We start from the raw sequence: 16471 nt of genomic DNA, 5'->3' as shown, positions 1-16471 counted from the left end.
TCGTGCGCCAGTGGCGCACGGCATCAAGCCAGGAGCATGGCCCCATGGACGTGAGTAAAACCCGCACCAGCTTCTACCGTCGCCTGTACGTGGCCTGGCTGATCGACAGCGGCGCCGCCGCCAGCGTGCCGGCGCTGATGGCGGCCACCGGCATGCCACGGCGCACCGCCCAGGACACCCTGAGCGCCTTGGCCGACCTGGATATCGACTGCGTATTCGTGCAACAAACCGGCGAACGCAACAACGCCGGGCACTATGCCATCCGCGACTGGGGCGCCATCGACAAACGCTGGATCGCCGCTAACCTGCAGCAGATCAAAGCCACCCTGGGCTATCCCTGAGCGAGAAGTCGGCCATGCGCAGCTCACACCGCCTGTTACTGGTGATCCTGTTCCTGCTCGGCCTGTTCCTGGTATTCGAGGCACTGGGCATCCGTGCGCAGTTCAATCTCGACGCCCTGCAAACGCTGATCCTCATGCACCCGGTGGCCGGCCTGCTGCTGTTCATCCTGCTGTTCGCCCTGGGCAACCTGATCCAGATCCCCGGTTGGGTATTTCTCGCCGCCGCCGTGCTGGCACTGGGGCGGGTGTACGGCGGCCTCGCCACTTACCTGGCGGCGTGCATCTCCTGCGCCTTCACCTTTGTCGCCATCCGCGCCCTCGGCGGCAATGCCTTGCGCGAGCTGGACAACCGCCTGGCCCAGCGCCTGCTGGCCGGGCTCGATCGCCGCCCGCTGGCCAGCATCATCGCCCTGCGCATGCTGTTCCAAACTGTGCCGGCGCTGAACTACGCCCTGGCCCTGTCCGGCGTGCGCTTGCGCACCTACCTGCTCGGCACCCTGCTCGGCCTGCCGCTGCCCATCGCGCTGTACTGCCTGTTTTTCGATTACCTGGCCATGCTGTTGAATATCAACTAGCCAGAAACGTCCGGGTGTGAATAATGCCCCGGCCCCTTGCCGCCCGAACGGATTGCCATGCCTCGCCCACCGTCACGCCCCGCTGCGCCCAAGCCCGATGCCGCCAAAGGCCAGTTGCACCCGCGCAACCGTCACCAGGGCCGTTATGACTTTCCCGCGCTGATCAGCAGCAGCCCGGAGCTGGCGGCGTTCGTGATCATCAATCCGTATGGCAAGGAAAGCATCGACTTCGCCAACCCGGCGGCGGTCAAAGTGTTCAACCGTGCGCTGCTCAAACAGCACTATGGCATCGCCCAGTGGGACATTCCGGCCGATTACCTGTGCCCGCCGATTCCCGGCCGCGCCGACTACCTGCATTACCTGGCCGACCTGTTGGCCAGCAGCAATGGCGGCAAAATTCCGCGGGGCGCCCAGGTCCGCGCCCTGGATATCGGCGTCGGCGCCAACTGCATCTACCCGCTGCTGGGCCACTGTGAATATGCCTGGCGCTTTCTCGGCTCGGACATCGCCGCCAGCGCCATCGCGTCGGCCAACGCCATCGTGCAGGCCAACCCGGGCCTCGCTACGGCCATCGAGTTGCGCCAGCAAGCGGATGCCAAGCACATTCTTCATGGCCTGCTGGGCGCCGACGAACGCTTCGACCTGAGCCTGTGCAACCCGCCCTTCCATGCCAGCGCCGAGGAAGCCAGCAGCGGCAGCAAACGCAAATGGCGCAACCTCGGCAAGCTCGACCCGAAACGCAAATTACCGGTGCTGAACTTTGGCGGCCAGGCGGCCGAATTGTGGTGCCAGGGCGGCGAAGCGGCATTCGTCGGCCGCCTGATCAAAGAGAGCGTGCAGCACGCGCAGCAGGTGCTCTGGTTCAGCACGCTGATCTCCAAGGCGAGCAACCTGCCTGGCGTGTACAGCGCCTTGAAACAGGCCGGCGCGGTCGAGGTCCGCACCGTGGACATGGCCCAGGGCCAGAAGCAGAGCCGTTTCGTCGCCTGGACCTTCCTCACGCCCGAGCAGCAGCAAAACTGGCGCAAAGAACGCTGGAAATAGGCCGTAGGATGGGTTGAGCGCAGCGATACCCATATGACTCCGCCGCCATCATGGGTTACGCCGCGCCCAATAAGAGCACGACTCAGGCGCTATTCGCGGCTAACCCATCCTACGATCAGCCGCGCGTTACCAGGGCAACCAGCCACCCAGGCCCAGCCACAACCCGGCGGCGCTCATGCTCAGCAGGGTCACCGGGAAGCCGCTACGGGCGAAGTCGACGAAGCTCAGCGCGACGCCCTGGCGCCGCGCGCTTTCCGCCACGATCAGGTTGACCACGCTGCCGATCAGCAGCAGGTTGCCGGCCAGCGTCGACATCACCGCCAGACCGACCAGCACCGCCTCCGAGGCGTTTGGCATAAAGCCCAGCAGCAACACCACGAACGGCACATTACCGATCAGGTTGCTGGCCAGTAACGACGCTGCCGCCAGCGACCACACGCCCTGCGGCAACAGCCCCTGTTCGGTCAGGTACGCCGCCACGCCAGCCACTTCCGGCAACGCCAGCGCCGCGCCGGTGACCACGAACAACCCGGCGAACAGCAACAACAGGTTCCAGTCGACCTTGTGCACGTAGTCGCGGCTGTCCACTCGCCGCGAGATCATCACCAGAGCGGCGATCAGCAACGCCGACAGCTCACGCGGCAGGCTGGTGGAAAACAGCCCGAGCAGCACCAGGCTGGCGAGTAACGGTTTGAGGTAGCTGCGTGCGCCATAGATCCGCTCGACCGGCGTCTGCACCTCGACCAGCACCTTGGGCACGCCCCAACGCGCGCGCCATTGCCACCAGATGCAGGCGTAGGTAATCGCCAGGGCAGCCAGCGCCGGTGGCCCGGCGATAAAGGTAAACGCCCAGAAATCCAGGCCGCCGGCCTGGCCGATCAGGATGTTCTGCGGGTTGCCGATCAGGCTGGCCGCCGAGCCGGCGTTGCACGACAAGGCCAAGGCAATCAGAAACGGCCGTGGATCGAGGCCACGCGCCAGCAGACTATGGCAGAGCAAGGGCGTCAGGGCGAAAGCCACGATATCGTTGACCAGCACCGCCGAGAGCACGCCGCCGAGCAGCACCACGCCGGCCAGCAGCAACGCCGGACGCTGGGCATAGTGGCTGAGTTGGGCGTTGAGCCAGGCATACACGCCGGAAAAGTCGAACTGTGCGGAAATCAGCATCAACGCCAACAGCAGCAGCAACGCGCCGGCATCCAGGTGGCTGGCCGCCTCGCTCGGCGCCAGCGCCCCGCTGACCAGCAGCAACACCGCTGCCGTCGCCGCAATCCAACTGCGGTCGACGCGCAGCCCTTTGATGCCTCCGGCGGCCATCCCCAGGTAGGTCAATACAAACAGCCCCAGCACCAGCCAAGAGGTAATGGCCATTCAGTCCTCGATAATTCGCACGATTCAATAAGTGCGCCCGCCGACAGCGGCCAGCCATGGCGCCGCTGCACTCTAGCGGCGCGCGCAGTGGAGAGAAAGCCGACAGGCGCGTAACCCGGCAACTCGGCGCGTGGCTGCACCGCCGCAGGCAGCCATCAGCCCAATGCAACGGCCGCCGGACCAGGCAGCCGGTTCTGCACGCGTTCGAACAGGCTGTCGACCGTCAGCGCCAACAAGCCGATCAACAGCGCGCCCTGCACCACATAGGCGCTATTGCCGTTGACCAGCCCGGAAATGATCGGGTCGCCCAGGGTGCTGGCGCCAATCGTCGAACCAATCGCGGCCGTGGCGATATTGATGGTCACCGAGGTGCGACTACCCGCGACGATCACCGCCGAGGCCAAGGGCAACTCCACCTGCCAAAGCACCTGCCACGGCGACATGCCCATGCCGCGCGCCGCCTCCAGCACCGCCGGGGCGATGCCATGCAGGCCCGCCAGGCTGTTGCGCAGGATCGGCAGCACGCCATACAGCACCAGGGCGAACAACGTCGGCAGCACGCCGAAACCCAGTGCCGGCACCGCCAGCGCCAGCACCGCCACCGGCGGAAAGGTCTGACCGATGGACGCAACCTGGCTGGCCAGCGGCAGGAAGTCCCGCCCCCACGGCCGCGACACCATGATCGCCGTGCCCACGCCGAGCGCCACAGCGGCGCAGGCGGCCGCTGCGACCAACAGCAGATGCTTGACCAGCAAACCGCTAAACGAGGCCTGGCTGTAGATCACCGCGCGGGCGCCGGGCTCGATCGCCCGAAAACCCGCTTCCAACTGTGGTAAGCCAAAGGTTGCGGCCAACAGCAAGCCCAACCACAGCAACGGCCAGCGCCAGCCTTGCCAGTGGCTGGCGGTCATTGCGGCGCGCCACGCAGCAGGCTGTCGACATGCAGCACGCCGACCTGCACGCCTTGCTCATCCACCACCGGCAGGCTCGTGCAACGCTGCCAGAGCATCAGCGACAGCGCCTGACGCAGGCTGTCGGCAGTTTTCAGCGCCGGGCCGACAACCCGCAGGCCCGGCGCGTTTAGGGGCTGCATCAACGCGGCAACACGCTGCAAACCGGCCTGTTTCAAGCCCCGCTCCTGGCCGCCAAGCAGGTTCTCGACAAACGCCGTGGCCGGCCTGGCCAGCAGTGCCTGCGGCGTGTCCTGCTGGACGATGCGGCCTTTCTCCATCACCACGATGCGGTTGGCCAGCTTCAGGGCTTCGTCCATGTCATGGGTGACGAAGACGATGGTCTTGCGCAACTGCGCCTGAATACGCAACAGCTCGTTTTGCAGGCTATCGCGGGTGATCGGGTCGAGCGCGCCGAACGGCTCGTCCATCAACAGAATCTCCGGGTCGCCCGCCAGGGCGCGCGCCACGCCGACGCGCTGGGCCTGCCCGCCCGACAACTGGTTGGGGTACTTGCCGGCGAACTCGGCGGCCGGCAGGTCGAGCAAGTGCAACAGCTCGTCTACCCGCTGGGCAATGCGCGGTGCCGGCCAACCCAGCAAACGCGGCACCACGGCGATGTTGCGCGCCACCGTCCAGTGCGGAAACAGGCCAATGCTCTGGATCGCATAACCGATGCGCCGGCGTAGGGTGTGCGGATCGAGCTGGTCGATGGCCTGGCCGTCGATGCGGATCTGCCCGGCGGTGTGTGCGATCAAGCGGTTGATCATGCGCAAGGTGGTGGATTTACCGCAGCCCGAGGTGCCCACCAGCACGCACAACTCAGCGGCCTTGACCGTCAGGCTGATGTCATCGACCGCCACGCTCGGACCAAAGGATTTACTGACGTTGAGCAACTCGATCATGGCGCGGGAACACCCCGATAATGTGCGGCCAGCAGGCTGAACAGGCTGTCCGCCAGCAGGGCCATGAGCAGGATCGGCAAGGCGCCGAGAACGATCAGGTCCATCGCCGCCTGGCCCAACCCCTGAAAGATGAAGGTGCCAAAACCGCCCGCGCCGATCAACGCCGCCACCGCGGTCAAGCCAATCGCCTGGAGCGTGGTGACTCTCACCCCTTCGATGATCACCGGCAGGGCCAGGGGCAGGCGCACCTGGAAAAACACCTGGCGCGGGCTCATGCCCATGCCGTGCGCCGCGTCGATCACGCTGGGCTCGACCGCCTGCAAGGCCACACCGATATTGCGCACGATCGGCAGCAGGCTGTAGGCGATCAACGCCAGCAGCGCCGGCGCCCAGCCAATCCCGCGTACGCCGAACTGCTGCAACAGCGGAAACTGCGCGGAGAGGTAACTCAAGGGGGCGATCAGCAGGCCGAACAGCGCCAGGCTGGGAATCGTCTGGATAACGCTCAACAACCCCATGCAGCTGCGTTGTATCGCGGGGAAACGGTTGATCAGCAGCGCCAGCCCTGCGCCCAGCAGCAGGCTGACGCCCACCGCCGCGGCCACCAGGCCCAGGTGGCTGTACAACGCGCTGCTGAACTGCTGACGGCGCGACTGGTATTCGCGCATCAGCGCCAGCGGCTCCAACCCACCCAGGTGAGCGACACCCAGCGTCAGCAGGAGCAGCCCCAGACCAATGCCCAGCAAGCCTGCGCGGTGCAGGCGCACGCGCTGCTGCAATTCGATCGACAGCAGGCCCAGGAGAAACAGCAGGCCCCAGAAGCCCGCCCCGATGCCGACGCGAGCATGCGCCAGCTCGGCGGTTATATGCTGCTCACCAACCCAGGCCAGGCTCAGCGGCAACTGCGCCAGCAGCAGGCACAACAGCGCCAGCAGCACGCCGTATGGCGGACGCCGCACGTAAGCGGCGAGTAGGCCACACAGCGCCAACACCCCGCTCAACCCCAGCGCCCAACGCATCCCCACTGCCGCCACCAGCCCGAGACTGCTGCCCGGGACGATGCGATTGGCTTGAATGCTGACGAAATCCAGGCTCCAGAGCAGCGCCAGCGCCATCAGGACCAGCACGGGAATCACTCTATTGACGGGCCGCAAACGCATCACTCAGCACCACCCAGGGCGCACATCAATCGCCCAGGCTGTCGAGAAAGTCGGCGGCGACCTGCGCCGCATCGGCGCCCTCGACCGCCACTTGTGCATTCAGGTGTTGCAGGGTTTGCAGGTCCAGTTCGGCGAAGATCGGCTCCAGCAACTCGCCGATCTGCGGGTAGGCCTGCAAGGTCTCGGCCCGCACCACAGGCGCCGGCTGGTAAACCGGCTGCACGCCACGGGTGTCCTCCAGCACCTGCAAATCCAGGGCACTCAGGCCACCATCGGTGCCGTAGCTCATCGCCGCGTTGACCCCGCTGGTTTGCAAGGCCGCCGCGCGTAGCGTCGCCGCGGTATTGCCGCCGCTCAGAATCAGCAACTGCTCGGCCGTCAAGGTGAAGCCATAAGCCTGTTGAAAGGCCGGCAACGCGCTTGGCGATTCGACGAACTCGGCACTGGCGGCAAATTTGAACGCACCGCCGGCCTTCAGGTATTGCGCCAGGTCATCCAGGGTTTTCAGGCCCTGCGCACGTGCCAGGTCGCCGCGCACACTCATCGCCCAGGTGTTGTTGGCATTCGCCGGTTGCAGCCACACCAGTTGATTGGCCTCAAGGTCGCGGCGCTTGACCTCGGCATACCCCGCCTCGGCGTCTTTCCACAGGGCGCTGTCGGCCTGCTCGAAAAAGAACGCGCCGTTGCCGGTGTATTCCGGGTAGATGTCCACCTCCCCGGCGAGTAACGCCTTGCGCACAATGCTGGTGCCGCCGAGCTGAATACGATCCTCGACCGGTACGCCGCCGCGCTGCAAGGCCTGGTAGATCAATTGCCCCAGCACCGCGCCCTCGGTATCGATCTTCGACGCCACCACCACGCGGTCCTCGGCCTGAGCCGGCAGGCTGACGGCCACACAGAACGCCAACAGCGACAGCAGTCGAACGATGGTGTTGTTCACTAAAGACATGCTTCTCACCTTGTTTGGTTTGCCACAGACAAGGGGGGCAGCCGCGCCCGATGCGCGCACCGCATGGTCACAACGCCCAAGCCCTGGGTTGAACCATAGCAGCGCAGCGCCGTCCCGGCCCTTCACGGCAGTCGATGAGCATCCCCGCCAGGCGGCGTGGGCGATGGCGCGGACGCGCCGTAGGCCGGCAGTGCACGCGTTGGCTCATGCAACGCGTCATTGGCATAGAGCCAATAACCCAGGCGCACCATAGGACGCACCTGGGCTGCGGCTTACTTGAGCAGTTCGAACAGCGCGACGTTGCCGCTCTTCTCCAAGCCGGTGACCAGGAAGTGCCGGCCCTCATGCTCGACATGCGCCAGGCCTTCCGGCGCCAGCTTGCCGGAGCCTGCGCCTTCGCCAGCACCGATCACCTGGAGCACTTTGGGTTGCGCCGGTTGCTGCAGATCGATCAAGGCCAACGCATCGGCGCGCTCCAGGGTAGCCACCGCCAGGCGCTTGCCGAAGGCATCGAAGCTCAGCACGCCTTCCGGCTCGCTGCCCTTGTTCGGGCTGCGCGCATCCGGGTAAACGCCGGCCTGGGCGGCCATGTCGTCGAGCTGGCTGCCGGTATCGCCGAGCAGCTCGCCGCTGAGCGCATCGAACACGCTGACCGTGCGCCCACCACCGCTGGGCAGGCCGGCCTTGGTCTTGGCGATTTTCGGCTCGGTATCGCCCTCATCGGCGCTGATCAGGTAGCGACCATCGGCACTCACCGCCAGGGCATCCGGCTCGCGCAGGGCGAACAGCTCGGCATTCGGCTGATACTTGCCGTCCTCCACGATATCCGCGGCATGACGCACCGTGCCGGCGCCAAACACCTTGTCCAGCTTGCCTTGCCGCACATCGACCACGGCAATCGCGTTGTTCTCCTGCAGGCTGACGTAAGCACGCGCGCCGTCCGGGCTGAAGGTCACGTATTCCGGTTCGATATGCTCGGGGCTGGTGCCGAACGGGATCTTCAACTCTTCACCGTCGATCACCCGCTCCAGCAGACGTTGATGCTCGGCCTGGGTCGCGCCTTCGACGCCAGCCAGGTCCGGCAGTTTGATCAGGCTGTGCTTGGCCGCTGCCACGCCGCCGCGCAGGTCGATCAGGCTGATCGAGCCTTCGCCGCTGCGAAAGCCCGCGCCGTCGCGCACATAACCTTCGCCTTCATTGGCCACCACGACAAAATCGCCGCTCGGCGAAAACGCCAGGCTGTCCGGCCACACGCCGATTTCCACGGAGCCCAGCAGCTTGCCGTCGGCCGCCGCACGAAACTCCACGCGGCCGTTTTTCAGGCCATCGCTGTTACGGATGCACACGGCAAACATATCTTCGCTGGGGTGGAAGATTGCCGAGGTGATCTCGCCAGCACCCTCGGCCACCAGCTCATGCCGCGCAATACGGCTTAGGCCTTGGCGCGGGTCGAGCTTGAGGATATCCACCAGACCCTCAGCGCTGTTGGAAACGCTTACCCGCAGGCTCGATGCCTGGATACTGACGATCTCGGTGCCGGCCGCAAAGCCGCTCTGATACACATCCAGCGCTTTCAACTCAAGCGCACACGCCAACGGGGCCAAAGCAAACAACGCGCACAGGGCTGGAATACGCAGCATGGCAAACATCCTTATGCAAAGACTGGGGGAATGAACAAAACCGCAGCAGCTTGCATAAAGCGGGTGACGGGTTGATGACGGTTCAATGGCAACAAAACGAATCGCAACACACTTGCCACTCTGCTTACCACACGGCCATTTTCATCACGCCGGCTCGGTGTTACTACTGAAAGGCCATGACCGGTGCGCGCACGCCAAGCCGCAGGCCCCCGAAGATCACTCAAGGAATGCGGATGAACTGGAAAAGACTGTTCGCAGTCAGCCTTCTGTTGCTGTGTTCGACAACCCAGGCCGTGGAGCCGCGCGAATTGAAAATCAGCGTTGGCGACTGGCCGCCGTACTTGTCCGCCGAGCTCAAGCACAACGGGGTGGTCGCCCACCTGATCAGCGACCTGTTCGCCGACGAAGGCTATCGCGTTACGTTCCAGTTCCTGCCTTGGCCGCGCGCCTATGCCTCGGCTGCCGACGGCAAGTTCGCCGCCAGCGCCATCTGGATGCACAAAAGCGAACGCGAGAGCGACTTCCACTACAGCGCGCCGATACTCGACGAGCAGTTCGTGTTCTTCCACCTGAAAAGCTTTCCGTTCGACTGGAACAGCCTCTACGACCTCACCGGCATGACCCTCGGTGGCGGCCTGGAATACAGCTACGGCCCCAAGTTCGATGCCTTTCTCGGCACAGGCAAGGTGCAGATGGAGCGCGTTTCCAACGACATGCAGAACTTCGAGAAACTGCTCAAGGAGCGCGTGGTGCTCTACCCGCAGGAGATCAACGTCGGCTACGCCGCCCTGCGCAATAACTTCAGCGCCGCCGACATCGCGAAAATCACCCATCACCCCAAGCCGCTGCTCAATAACCTCAGCTACGTGCTGTTCCCCAAACAGTTCGCCGATAGCGAGGAACTGCTCGAACGCTTCAACCGGCGCTTGCAGCACTACCGCGACAGTGGCCGTTACGCGCGCTATTTCCGCGATTTGCAGATGGGCAAGTACGAGATTGCGGCGGGGGCCGCGGCGAATACGCCATGACCGTTGCACGATCGCCTCAAGCGTCGCCCATCTGCGTGTGCAGCACATCGGCTATCGGCAGCGCCACAGCCAGGCGGCTGAGGTTCCAGTAGTGCCCTTCCAGCGTACGGTTGACCAGCAAGGTCGCCGCGGCGGGCTGCAAGCTGCCAAGCGCACCAAACACATCCGGCAGCAGCGCCTGTAACTGTTCATGCAGCGGTGTCGCCGAGAAATCCCAGTGCGCGCCCGGTTGCAGCAAGGGTCCGAGCAACCCGTGCAATTGCCGGTACAAGCCATAAGGTGTGGCGGATTGCGGCTGGCGCGTGCCCAGCGCCTGGAAAGCCTGCTCCAGCTGCTCGCCATTGCGCGCCTGCAAGGCGCGAAAGGTTTGCACGTAAGCGGCAAGCAGCGCCGGCGACAGCGGCTGCACGCAACCGAAGTCATACACCAGCAACTCACCGTCGGCGGTATACGCGAAGTTGCCTGGGTGCGGGTCGGCATGCAGCAAACCTAATTCAAAGGCTTGCGCACTCAGCCAACGCACCAGGGTCAGCGCCACGCGCTCACGTACCTCGGGGCTGGCCTGACCAACCTCGGCAAACGGCAAGCCCGCCTCCTCGCTCAGCACCAGCACGCCTGGCCGACACAAATCCTCCTGCGGTTGCGGCAGACGCAGCCCCGGCCAGCCGGCAAAGTGTTCGCGAAAGCGCTGTAGACGGCGCATCTCCGCCGGGTAATCCAACTCCGCCTCGATCACCATGGCCAGCTCGCGATACACCGCCTCCAGTTGTGCGGCAGGCGCGCGGAACAATCGCCCGAGCGGTAACAAGCGACGCACTTGGCGTAAGTCTGCCGCGCAGATCTGCGCGATACCGGGGTACTGCACCTTGAGCACCAGCGCCCGGCCGTCCAACGCCTGCGCACGGTGCACCTGACCAAGCGAAGCGGCGGCGAACGGTTGCTCCTCGATATGCCGAAAGTAACGCCCCAGGTCGGCGCCGTAGACTTGCTGCAAATGCCCCTGCAATGCGCTGAACGGCAACGCCGGCACGCGGTTTTGCAGTTTCGTCAGCGCCTCCGCCAGTGGCGCTGGTAGCACTCCTTGCCACTGCGACGCCATCTGCCCGAGTTTCAGCACCGGGCCTTTCATCTCACCCAATACGCTGCCGAGCAAATCGCCGACCGGCTGCCAGTCAATGCCCGAGCGCCCCGGCCGCAGGCTTTGTCCCAGCACGCTGCCGGTGATCCGCGTAGCGGTGCCGGCCAGCTTGAGAAAACGCCCGAGTGCAGAAGCGGAGGGTGGGGGAACCGGAGGAATAGCCATGACTGCCCTGCTCGCCAAATCGAACCCCGATCATGCGCCCGCACGGGGCACCGACCAAGAAATACACGCCACATGGCGACGACCCAGTAGCGCCAGGCGGATTAGCGCGGGTTCCAGTAGCGCTGCATCTCGACGAATAGAAAAGACGCGGTCCAGGTGATCAGCACCAGGCCGGTCAATGCCTCGATTCCGGTCAGGTAGCGCAAATCGCCGACCGGCTCGATGTCCCCAAAGCCGATGGTGGTGAAGGTGGTAAACGAAAAGTACACGCAGTCCATCAGGCTGCCGTCGGCACTCCCGGCCAAGTGCCCCCAGCCGGGGGTGCGGAGCATAAAGAAATAGGCAAAGGCGAAGATCCACACTTCAACCGCATGCGCGACCAACGCCCCACCGACCCCGAGCACAATCCTGAAGCGGTGTTTGACCTTCATCTTTGGCAAAAGCAGGGTCAGCCGGAAGAGGAATTCGTAGTGGATGATCACCGCAACGATCACCACCAGGCTGTTGAGCATAACTACGCTTAACACATTCGCACCCGCCAGCAGTTGATTGATCGTCAGGGTTGCACGGCAAACCGCCTGTCCAAGCCGCTATAGCCCATGCCCACGCTCTTGTGCACTTTCAGCTGCACCGGGATGCGTTCTTTCAGCGCCTCGACGTGGCTGATCACGCCGATCATCTTGCCACTGGCGTTGAGGTTGTCGAGGGCATCCAGGGCGACTTCCAGGGTTTCGCCATCGAGGGTGCCGAAGCCTTCGTCGAGGAACAGCGAGTCGATGCTGGTCTTGTGACTGACCAGATCGGACAGCGCCAAGGCCAGGGCCAGGCTGACCAGAAAGCTTTCGCCGCCGGACAGGGTCTTGGTGTCACGCGCCGCATCGGCCTGCCAGGTGTCGATCACTTCCAGTTCCAGCTCGCCACTGCTCTTGCGCGCCAACTGGTAGCGGCCGTGCAAACGTTCCAACTGCTGGTTGGCCAGGTAGACCAAGTGATCGAGGGTCAAACCCTGGGCGAATTTGCGATATTTGGCGCCGTCCGCCGAGCCGATCAGGCTGTTGAGTTGTTGCCAGAGGTCGTATTCGCCCTGCTTGGCTTGGATCCCGGCGAACAGGCTTTGCTGACCGAGCCTGCGCGCATCGTCGCCTTGCAGTTGCGCACGGATTTCGCCCTGGCGTTCGCTTAGGGTTTTTAGCTGGGCGCTGAGCCCAATTAACTGTTCATCCAGTTGCGCCAGGCTAAGCATGGTGGCCGGGCTGGCCTGCAAAGCAGCCAACTGCTGCGCGGCGGCACTGGCCAGGGCCTGGGCATCGCTTAGGGCCTTGTCCAGACGCTGACGCAATTGCTGCAACGCGGCGCGCTGCGCCTCGTCCAGCAGAGCGCCCAGATAATCGGCCTCGGAATTCAATGGGCTGGCGGCCAGAGCCGCCACCCACTGCTGCTCGGCCTGTTGCAGCCGCGCCTGATCATCCTGCAAGCGGCTGGCCAGGGCCTGACGGCTACCGGCCAGTTGCTGCTGACGGCGCTGCGCCTCTTCCAGTTGAACCTGCGCCTGTTGCAAGGCCGCCTGAGCATCGGCGGGCCTGGCCAAGGCTGGCTGTTCGGCCAGGTCCAGGCCACCCCAGCGCTGTTGCCAGAGGTCAGCCTGCTGAACGGCGCTTTGTAGCGCATGCTCCAGCTCGCTTAGCTGGCGCTGTAAATCCAGGTTCTGCTGCTGATTGTGCTGCCAGCGCTGCCACTCGGCCTGACGTTCGGCCAGCCAGGCGCTGGTGTCGGCCGGCAGCTGATAGCCGAACTCGGCCAGGGCTTGGCTCAGGCTAGCAGTGCGCTTATCGGCAACACCCTGCAGCTGCTGCAGACGCACTTGGCCTTGCTCAACCTGCTCTTGGCGTTGCTGCAGTTGCAGGTGATTGAGCGCCTGCTGCTGTTCCAGCTCGCTGCACAGCTGCTGCAGACTTAGCCGTGCCTGCTGACGCTGCTCAAGAGCGGTATTGAGCTGTTGCAACTGCTCAAGTTGCTGCTGTAGCTGTTGCAGCTCGCTGCTCTGTTGCGCCTGCTGTTCAGCCAAAGCAGCAGCATCGGCTAGCGGGTGCTCCAGCTGCACACAGAGGGCTTGCCAGCGTTGGCCCTGCTCGGCCTGGATCTGCTGACCACGCGCAAACTGCTGCTGTTGCTGCTCCAGGCGCGCGGCGAGTTTTTCCAACTCGCCGGCCAGTTGCCGACCTTGTTCGGTCAGGGCCTCCAGCTCGTTGCGTTTGCTGTGGAGCAGCGCCCTGGTCGCCGACACATCCAGGGCCTGGTAGGCGCTGATCGCCGGGTGCGACTCGGAGCCGCACAACGGGCAGGCTTCACCGGGTTGCAGCTGGGCGCGATGGGCTTCGAGAGCCTGGATGCGTTGCTCCTGCTCCAGCAGTTTTTCCTGGGCCTGCACCTGTTGTTGCAGGTCCTTGTAGCTCAGACGCAGCTGCGCCACCTCGGCAGCTTTGGCCTGATGCTGCTCGCGCTGCACCACCAAGGCACTGGCCAACTGGGTTTGCTCGGCCGTCAGGCGCTGCCCGGCCGTGGCCAATTCGCCCAGCTGGGTCAGTACACCGCCCTGGATATGCAGCTGCTGCCAACGCTCACGCAAGTCCGCTTCACTGCGCCCGGCCAGCAACGCCTGCTGTTGCTGCTGCGCGGCACCTTCCTGTTCGCGCGCCTGCTGCAGGCGGTTCTGTTCGGCACTGAGCTGCTCGATTTGCTGGCCGAGCTGCGCCTGCAAGGTGGCGATGCTGTCTTGCAACTGCTGCTGGCTCAGTTGCAGCTGGGCGATTTCCCCGGCCAATTGCTGGCGTGCCTTCAACTGCTCACCCCAACTGCCCAGTTGCTCACCCAGACGGCCATGCTGCGGCTGCGCGGCCAGTTGTTGCTGCAACTGTTGCAGGCGCTCGGCCAGTTGCTGACGTTGCGCCTGGCAATCGGCCAGCAGCAAGGCGCTGATTTCGCGGGCCTGCCAGCTGTGCTCGGCAATAGCCTGCTCAACCTGGCGCTGCTCGGCGGCATTCTGTTGTAGGCCTTGCTCGGTCTGCGTCAGGCTCTGGCGAGCCTGCTGCCAGTCATGGTGCAACGGTTGCAAACGCAGTGCCGGCTCGCTGGCGACCAGTTGCGCCAGCTGCGGCTGGGCCAGCTGTAAATCATCCTGCGCCGCCTGCTCGGCCTGCTGGCTGGCGTGCAACTGAGCCTGGATCTTGCCCAGTTCCTCGCACCAGCGGCGCTGGCGCTGCAACTCGGTTTGCTGGGTGCTCAGGGCGGTTTCATCAATAGCCAGTTGCTCGGCCTGCGCTTGCAACTCGGCGCGCTGTTCGTCGCCGAGCAACTCGACCCCTTCGGCGCGGGCGCGCAGCTGGTCAAGGCCGACCTTCACCTCGCGGGTCTGCTCGAACACCCGCTGAGAAATCTGCCCGTAGATCTCGGTGCCGGTCAGCTCTTCCAGCAGCTCGGCGCGCTGGTTGGCGTTGGCCTCGAGAAAAGCGGCGAAACCGCCCTGGGCCAGCAGCATGGATTTGGTAAAGCGCTCGAAATCCAGGCCGGTGAGGCGCTCGGTCTCGCGCAGCTTCTCGTTGATCTTGTCGGTGACGATCTGCCCGTCTGCCGCGGCCAGTTCGACCTTGGGCGCCTGCAACGCGCCATCGGCCTTGTCGCGGGCGCGGCGCTGGCTCCAGAAGGCGCGGTAGCCAATGCCCTTGACCTCGAATTCGACCTCGGCCAGGCAGTCGGCGGTGTGCCGGGTCATCAGCTCGTTGGCGCTGGCCGAGACCGTACTCATGCGCGGCGTGCGGTGATACAGCGCCAGGCAGATGGCATCGAGCAGCGTGGTCTTGCCCGCGCCGGTTGGCCCGGTAATGGCGAACAGGCCGTTGTCCTTGAACGGCTCGGCGGTGAAATCGATCTTCCACTCGCCTTTCAGCGAATTGAGGTTTTTCAGGCGCAGGCTCAGGATTTTCATGCCTCGCCCTCGCGCAGTTCACTGACCACCTGTTGATACAGCCCCAGCAGGCGTGTCTGCTCGGCGTCATCCAGGGCTTCGCTGCTTAGGCGTTGGGCGAACACATCGTCCACGCTCAGCTCATCCAGGGTTTCCTTGGCCTGGCCTTGCAGGCTGGCGCTGGCATTGCCGCGCTCGCGGCGGATACGCAGCACCTCCACCGGCAAGCCCTCGCACAGCGCGGCGATACGCAGTTGCAGGTCGCTCAGGTAATCGTCGGTGCCGACCAGCACTTCCAGCCACACCGGCTGCTCGGCACTGCCCTGCTCCGCCGCCTGCTTGATCAGGACTTCCAGCTCTTTAAGCGAACCGCGCAGCGATAACAGCGGCTGAAAACGCGGCACCGGCAACGCGCTGATCTGGCGCAAGCCGCAGCCATCCAGTTCCACCAGCAGCACTTCCTTCTGCTGCTTGGCCTCATCGAAACTCAGCGCAATGGGCGAGCCGCAGTAGCGGATATGCTCCAGGCCGCCCACCTTCTGCGGTCGGTGGATATGCCCCAGGGCGATATAGGCGGCCGGCGGAAAGGCGCTGGTGGGAAAGGCCTCCAGGCTGCCGACATAGATCTCGCGCACCGAATCGCTGGCGCTGGCCCCGACCGTGGTCAGATGGCCGGTGGCGATAATCGGCAGGTCACCGCCCAGCTCCGCGCACTTGGCTTCGGCCAGGGCATAGAGGTCCTGGTAGTGCTGCTGGATCGCCTGTTGCAGCGACTGCTGTTTGTCCTGGGCGCTCTGCCCGGCCTGGCTAAGCAAGACGTCGCGCGGGCGGATAAAGGGGATGCCACAGAGAATCGCACCGGGCGAACCATCGCGCCGATGCAGCACCAGCAGCTGCTCAGCCAGGTCTTCACAGACACCCGGAATCACCCGGGTGCCGAGCTGCGCCAGCAGGGTCTTGCTCTCGCCGAGCATGGCCACCGAATCATGGTTGCCGCCGAGCACCACCAGCTCGCAGCCGGTGGCGCGCAGTTCGACAATAAAACGGTTGTACTGCTCGCGGGCGTAACTGGGCGGCGCGCCGGTGTCGAAGATATCGCCGGCAATCAGCACGGCATCGACCGCCTGCGCGCGCACCTGCTCGATCAGCCAGGCGCAGAAGGCCTGATGCTCGGCTTGGCGGGTCTTGCCCATAAAGTGCTGACCGAGATGCCAGTCGGAGCTGTGCAAGATACGCATGGGCTG

14 protein-coding genes are annotated in these 16471 nt (G+C 64.6%); 4 read left to right on the top strand and 10 right to left on the bottom strand.

Going from position 1 to position 16471, the window contains the following annotated elements; translation table 11 throughout:
• The first annotated feature begins 44 nt into the window (after nt 1–44).
• The 3 genes from B3M58_RS12145 to rlmF are packed head-to-tail and all read left to right on the top strand — an operon-like array spanning nt 45 to nt 1960.
• Nucleotides 45–341 (top strand): winged helix-turn-helix domain-containing protein, encoded by a 297-nt coding sequence (locus B3M58_RS12145; RefSeq protein ID WP_296219427.1) that lies wholly within the window; start codon nt 45–47, stop codon nt 339–341.
• A 14-nt stretch (nt 342–355) separates the two neighbouring features.
• Complete coding sequence (locus tag B3M58_RS12140) at nt 356–916, top strand: VTT domain-containing protein (RefSeq protein ID WP_296219426.1); 561 nt, start codon at nt 356–358, stop codon at nt 914–916.
• 57 nt (nt 917–973) lie between these two features.
• Complete coding sequence (gene rlmF / locus B3M58_RS12135) at nt 974–1960, top strand: 23S rRNA (adenine(1618)-N(6))-methyltransferase RlmF (protein ID WP_296219425.1); 987 nt, start codon at nt 974–976, stop codon at nt 1958–1960.
• A 126-nt stretch (nt 1961–2086) separates the two neighbouring features.
• Here the strand turns inward: rlmF and B3M58_RS12130 are convergent, their stop codons facing one another.
• The 6 genes from B3M58_RS12130 to B3M58_RS12105 all read right to left on the bottom strand — a co-directional run bounded on the left by B3M58_RS12130 (nt 2087) and on the right by B3M58_RS12105 (nt 8935).
• On the bottom strand, nt 2087–3331 hold the full coding sequence (locus B3M58_RS12130) for an SLC13 family permease (RefSeq protein WP_296219424.1): 1245 nt from the start codon (nt 3329–3331) through the stop codon (nt 2087–2089).
• Between the two features lie 155 nt (nt 3332–3486).
• Nucleotides 3487–4242 (bottom strand): ABC transporter permease, encoded by a 756-nt coding sequence (locus tag B3M58_RS12125; protein ID WP_296219423.1) that lies wholly within the window; start codon nt 4240–4242, stop codon nt 3487–3489.
• Nucleotides 4239–5186, bottom strand: coding sequence for an ABC transporter ATP-binding protein (locus tag B3M58_RS12120; protein ID WP_296219422.1), 948 nt, complete (start codon nt 5184–5186; stop codon nt 4239–4241). Before B3M58_RS12120 ends, B3M58_RS12125 begins: the two co-directional genes overlap by 4 nt.
• Nucleotides 5183–6346, bottom strand: coding sequence for an ABC transporter permease (locus B3M58_RS12115; protein WP_296219421.1), 1164 nt, complete (start codon nt 6344–6346; stop codon nt 5183–5185). Before B3M58_RS12115 ends, B3M58_RS12120 begins: the two co-directional genes overlap by 4 nt.
• A gap of 25 nt (nt 6347–6371) precedes the next feature.
• A complete protein-coding gene (osmF, locus tag B3M58_RS12110; RefSeq protein ID WP_296219420.1) occupies nt 6372–7295 on the bottom strand; it encodes a glycine betaine ABC transporter substrate-binding protein OsmF in 924 nt (307 codons plus the stop codon).
• A gap of 272 nt (nt 7296–7567) precedes the next feature.
• Nucleotides 7568–8935: a choice-of-anchor I domain-containing protein gene (locus tag B3M58_RS12105; RefSeq protein WP_296219419.1), complete on the bottom strand. Its 1368-nt coding sequence runs from the start codon at nt 8933–8935 to the stop codon at nt 7568–7570.
• A 233-nt stretch (nt 8936–9168) separates the two neighbouring features.
• Between B3M58_RS12105 and B3M58_RS12100 the strand changes: the two genes are divergently transcribed.
• Nucleotides 9169–9963, top strand: coding sequence for a substrate-binding periplasmic protein (locus tag B3M58_RS12100; protein WP_296219418.1), 795 nt, complete (start codon nt 9169–9171; stop codon nt 9961–9963).
• Nucleotides 9964–9979: 16 nt separating this feature from the next.
• Here B3M58_RS12100 and B3M58_RS12095 read toward each other — a convergent pair whose 3' ends face one another.
• The 4 genes from B3M58_RS12095 to sbcD all read right to left on the bottom strand — a co-directional run bounded on the left by B3M58_RS12095 (nt 9980) and on the right by sbcD (nt 16465).
• Nucleotides 9980–11266 carry an ABC1 kinase family protein gene (locus B3M58_RS12095; RefSeq protein ID WP_296219417.1) on the bottom strand — a complete coding sequence of 429 codons (1287 nt, stop codon included), beginning with the start codon at nt 11264–11266 and terminating at the stop codon, nt 9980–9982.
• A 101-nt stretch (nt 11267–11367) separates the two neighbouring features.
• Nucleotides 11368–11793 (bottom strand): potassium channel family protein, encoded by a 426-nt coding sequence (locus tag B3M58_RS12090; RefSeq protein WP_296219416.1) that lies wholly within the window; start codon nt 11791–11793, stop codon nt 11368–11370.
• Nucleotides 11794–11822: 29 nt separating this feature from the next.
• A complete protein-coding gene (locus B3M58_RS12085; RefSeq protein WP_296219415.1) occupies nt 11823–15248 on the bottom strand; it encodes an AAA family ATPase in 3426 nt (1141 codons plus the stop codon).
• Nucleotides 15245–16465 (bottom strand): exonuclease subunit SbcD, encoded by a 1221-nt coding sequence (gene sbcD, locus B3M58_RS12080; protein ID WP_296219414.1) that lies wholly within the window; start codon nt 16463–16465, stop codon nt 15245–15247. Before sbcD ends, B3M58_RS12085 begins: the two co-directional genes overlap by 4 nt.
• Nucleotides 16466–16471: the final 6 nt, after the last annotated feature.

This window comes from Pseudomonas sp. UBA2684 (genome assembly GCA_002354655.1).
GTDB lineage: Bacteria > Pseudomonadota > Gammaproteobacteria > Pseudomonadales > Pseudomonadaceae > Aquipseudomonas.
The sequence above is the reverse complement of the archived record's forward strand: the minus strand, read 5'-3'. Positions and strand labels throughout refer to the sequence as shown.